This window comes from Nocardia sp. JMUB6875 (genome assembly GCF_041154655.1).
Classification (GTDB): domain Bacteria; phylum Actinomycetota; class Actinomycetes; order Mycobacteriales; family Mycobacteriaceae; genus Nocardia.
The window spans coordinates 1-4,384 of record NZ_BAAFGR010000315.1 but is presented as its reverse complement, the minus strand read 5'-3'; the positions used below and the strand labels follow the sequence as shown (position 1 = coordinate 4,384).

Genomic DNA, 4,384 nt, shown 5'->3' with positions numbered 1-4,384 from the left:
ACAAGGAAGACCCCCGCACCACCGCCGCCGTCGGGGGCCGCGGAGTATTCGGCTCGGAGGATGCGGTTGTCGCGCACCAGGACTCGGCCGGAGGTGGCGACGACGGCGGCGGTGGTGCGGGGGTCTTCCTTGTCGGTGCCGACGTACATCTGGCAGTCGGTGGTGTCGCAGGTCTGGGCGTAGTCGTAGCGCTGTTCGGCCAGGGCGTAGGAGCGGGCCGCGATGGCTTGGGCGCGAAGGGCTTCCGTGCCGCCCTGGTCGGCCCAACCGGGGACCATTTCGGCGGGGACGACGCCCTTGAGGTAGTCGTCGAGGTCGAGGTCGTTGACGGTGCGGGGGGAGCCCTTGTCGAGAGCGACGCCGAGCAGGCCGCGGTAGGCGTTGCCGCCGCAGATCTCGAGTTGTTCGCCCGCGGGGCGGTCGACGCCGTCGACGACGGGGTAGGCCCAGGGGTCGTCGGTGCTGCCCTCCCACAGCTTGCCGCCGTCGCAGCCCTGGGTGATGGTGACGTCCGCGCCGGTGGCGGTGGGGGTCAAATGCGCTGCCTGGCCGGGGATTACGCGGCGGCCGGCGACATAGAAGACGGAGTCGGAGGCGACGTCGAGGGTCTTGTCGTCCTGCTCCATGAGGCGGACGCGGACCGTGGTCGGGCCGATCTCGGCGAGCTCGGCCCCGGAGTAGTAGTTGGCCAGAATGCGATCGGCGGTCCAGCCTTCGACGGCCTTGTCGAAGGCGCCGTTCTGGCTGAGTCCGCGGCCGTGACCGGCGCCGACGGTGAGGTGGAAGCCATTGTCGGGCCAGGCCCAGATCAGGAGTGCGGTACCGCCGGTGGCGGCGGCCGTGACGAGGGACAGGGTGAGCAGACCGCGCCGTTTCCGGCGCTGGGCTAGGTATCCGTCCGGCATGTCATACCCGTTCTGTCGAGAGCCGAAGCTACATTCGAGTTACCCAAAGCTAAGCCTCAACCATACGTTCAGAGAATGTGACAATAGGGACTAGTGTGATCGCTGATGCGCCAAGTAGCAAGCTTGTGCTCAGGGCGCGGTTAGACGGATTTACCTCGAATGGGAGATGCTCGTGCCGTATCGCAGACCGAAACACGCCATAACGCTCCCGGTTGTCACCGTCCTCGCCCTGGCCGCGCCCGTCGGCATCCTGGCGCTGAGCGATACCCGCGATGTCCGGGCCACGGATGAGAGCAATCTGGCAGCTATACCTGCGCAAATGGCCGAAGTCGCCCTGGCTTCGGCACCCGACATCGTCCTGCCGCTGCGTGAGCTCACCGGGCTGAATCTGCCCGACCTACACCTGTCCGATCTGCGGATGCTGCCGCTGCCCAGAGCGATTCAGATCCCGCCGAATCTCATTCCGGGCGTGCAACTACCCAGTGAGATTCCGCTGCCCCGCCTGAATTCGGCGCCCCAGCCGCCCGGCACCACCGCACCACCTACGACACGCCCGGCGACTCCCGGGGTCACCCCGCAGGCGGCCGTCCCGCCCGGCTCGACCCGCCCGGCCGTACCCGCGGTCGCTCCGCCGGGCGGCACCACTCCCGGTTCCACCCGCCCGGCAGCACCGGCGGCCACCCCTTCGACCACCACCGCCGCCCCGCAACCGACCAAACCCGTCTCGGGCGCACCGGGTTTCATCGCCGAGCCGGGGCCCGAGGTCCCGCCGGCTGCCGAATCACCCACCGTCCCAGCCGAATCCGCGGTGCCCGACCCGGCGGCTCCCGTCCCCGGTCTCACCGGCGACCCGAACGCCCCGGCCCTGGCCCCCGGCGCGGTACCCACCGACCTGGCCGACAAGGTCGGCGCGCAGGTGAAGGAACTGACCCGCGACACCCCCTTCAGCATGGTCGCGCTCACCGCGGCGGACCTGGTCGGCACCACCACCAAGATCCGCGCCCAGCGCCCCGACGGCACCTGGGGCCCGTGGTACGACGCCGAGGCCGAGACCGGGAACGACCGGGCGGGCAAGCGCATCGGCACCGAACCGATCTACGTCGGCAATACCAAGACCGTGCAGATGCTGGTGACCCGCAAGCCCGTCGCCGCACCCGCCGAGCCCAAGCCGCTCGACGACGGTTCGGCCGACCCGGCCCAGATCAACCTGGAGAAACTGGCCGCGGTACTCATCGATCCGGGCCGCGGCAGCATCGACGAGAACCTCTCCACGGTGGCCGCGCCGCTGCCCGGCGGCGGGCCCAAGGTGATCTCCCGGGCCCAGTGGGGCGCGGACGAATCGCTGCGCTGCGAGGAACCCACCTACGACGACGGCGTCACCGCGATCACGGTGCACCACACCGCGGGTCGCAATGACTACACCAAGGCCGAGTCCGCGGGCATCGTGCGCGCCATCTACGCGTATCACGCGAAGACGCTGGGCTGGTGCGACATCGGCTACAACGCGCTCGTCGACAAGTACGGCCAGATCTTCGAGGGCCGCTACGGCGGGCTGGACCGCCCGGTCGAGGGCGCGCACGCGGGCGGATTCAATATCAATACCGCCGGTGTCGCGCTGATGGGCGACTACGAGGACGAGGCCCCGACGGATGTGTCCATCCAGGCGATCGGCAAGTACATCGGCTGGCGCGCCAAGGTCGCGGGCATCGATCCCGAGGGGTCGAGCACCATGTACTCCGAGGGCAGCGATTACACGAAATACGCACTGGGACAAGCGGTCAAGCTGCCCAATATCTTCGCGCACCGGGACGTCGGCAACACCACCTGCCCCGGCGACGCCGCCTACGCGCTGATGGACAAGATCCGCCAGATCGCGCAGGACACCGCGGGCGGGACGGTCGTGCAGCCGAATACGCCGCGCACCCGACCCGGCCAGAACGCCGGCAACACGCAACCGGCCCCAGCGCCGGACGCCAATCAGTCGAATCAGGCCGATCTGGCCGCCCTCGCCGATCTCACCCAGAAGATCCTGAACATGCTCGACCGGTCCCCGGTGGCGCGGTACTGGAACGAGCAGGGCGGCGCGAACGGCCCACTGGGACAACCGAAGGCGGAGCCGGTCGCGCTCGCGGACGGCAGCCAGTACGGGCAGTTCGCCAACGGCTACGTGTATTCGAATCCGTCCGGCCAGATCTTCTCGGTGGTCGGGAAGATCCTGGAGCGCTTCCTGCAATTGGGCGCGGGCGCGGGCATTCTGGGCCTCCCGTCGAGCAACGAATACGCCGTCCAGGACGGTGTCCGCACCGACTTCCAAAACGGCGCACTGATTTTCAACCGGATCACCGGAATCGTCACCACCGTCCTGAAGAACTACGGCGCGGTCCAGGACCCGGCTCCCGGCAAGCCCATCCCGGCCTTGGGCACACCCGCCCAGGCTGCCCCCGTCCCCGAGCCCCTCGCGACAACCAACTGAGTTTCGAGATCAGGGAGCTCTCACACAGGAATTCTGTCCGGATTCCAGCATTGAGAGCTCCCTGATCTTGTTCAGGACCACCAGCGTTCGAGGGTGCGGGCGACGCCGTCGTCGGAGTTGGAGGGGGCGACCTCGTCGGCGGCGGCAATGGCTTCGGGGTGGGCGTTGGCCATGGCTACGCCATGGCCCGCCATGAGGAGCATGGGGACGTCGTTCGGCATGTCGCCGAAGGCGATCAGGGAGCTGTGCTGGACGCCGAGGCGCTGGGCGACCGTGGTCAGGCCCGACGCCTTGGTGACGCCGGGGGCGGACAGCTCGATGAGGCCGTTGTCGGTGGAGTAGGTCAGGTCGACGCGGCCGGACAGGTGGGGTTCCAAGGTGGCGCGCATGAACGAGCTGGCCGCGCCGGGCAGGCGGATCAGCATCTTGATCGCGGAGGCGGAGATGACCTCGGCCCGGGAGACCTGCGTATCGTCCGGATTCAGCCACGCGTGCTCGTACTCCGGCGAACTCACGAACTGCGGGGTGGCGGCGTCGTGCGCGCTCACCCCGACCCGCTCGGCCGCCAGCCCGCATCCCGGCAGCAGGTGTTCCGCGAGTTCGGCCGCCCAGGTCAGGGTTTCGACATCCAGCGTCCGGCTGTCCAGCACCCGGTCGGCCGCACTGTCGTAGATCACCGCACCGTTGCCGCACACGCACAGGGGCGCGAACCCCAGCCCCTCGACCACCGGATCGATCCACCGCGGCGGCCGCCCCGTGGCGAGCACGAACGGCACCCCGTCCGCGATGAGCGCCTCGATCGCCGCCTTGGTACGCGCACTCACCCGCTCACCGTGATCGATGAGCGTGCCGTCCACATCGGAGGCGACCATCTTGGGTTTGGGCAGGTGAAAGAGCGTCACCTACTCCATCCTGCCTCGAGCGCCATCCCCCGCGCCCGTGGATTCCGGACCCCGCCGTACAAACGAGACCTTTCCGGCACCCCACCGGGGCCACACCCCAACCC

3 protein-coding genes are annotated in these 4,384 nt (G+C 69.0%); 1 reads left to right on the top strand and 2 read right to left on the bottom strand.

Features of this window, described 5'->3' with window-relative positions; translation table 11 throughout:
- Nucleotides 1-905 (bottom strand): SpoIID/LytB domain-containing protein (locus ACAM49_RS38950; protein WP_369640529.1); only part of this gene is annotated, 905 nt, incomplete at its 3' end.
- 166 nt (nt 906-1,071) lie between these two features.
- On the opposite strand from ACAM49_RS38950, the gene ACAM49_RS38945 reads away from it, so the two are divergent.
- Nucleotides 1,072-3,378 carry an N-acetylmuramoyl-L-alanine amidase gene (locus tag ACAM49_RS38945; protein WP_369640528.1) on the top strand — a complete coding sequence of 769 codons (2,307 nt, stop codon included), beginning with the start codon at nt 1,072-1,074 and terminating at the stop codon, nt 3,376-3,378.
- Between the two features lie 71 nt (nt 3,379-3,449).
- On the opposite strand, the gene ACAM49_RS38940 is transcribed toward ACAM49_RS38945, so the two are convergent.
- Nucleotides 3,450-4,250, bottom strand: coding sequence for an HAD family hydrolase (locus ACAM49_RS38940; protein ID WP_369640530.1), 801 nt, complete (start codon nt 4,248-4,250; stop codon nt 3,450-3,452).
- Between the last annotated feature and the right edge of the window lie 134 nt (nt 4,251-4,384).

What these genes read in the sequence shown, in the direction of transcription:
- ACAM49_RS38945 (WP_369640528.1), top strand. Translation starts at nt 1,072, where the DNA reads ATGCTCGTGCCGTATCGCAGACCGAAACACGCCATAACGCTCCCGGTT.
- ACAM49_RS38940 (WP_369640530.1), bottom strand. Translation starts at nt 4,250, where the DNA reads ATGGTCGCCTCCGATGTGGACGGCACGCTCATCGATCACGGTGAGCGG.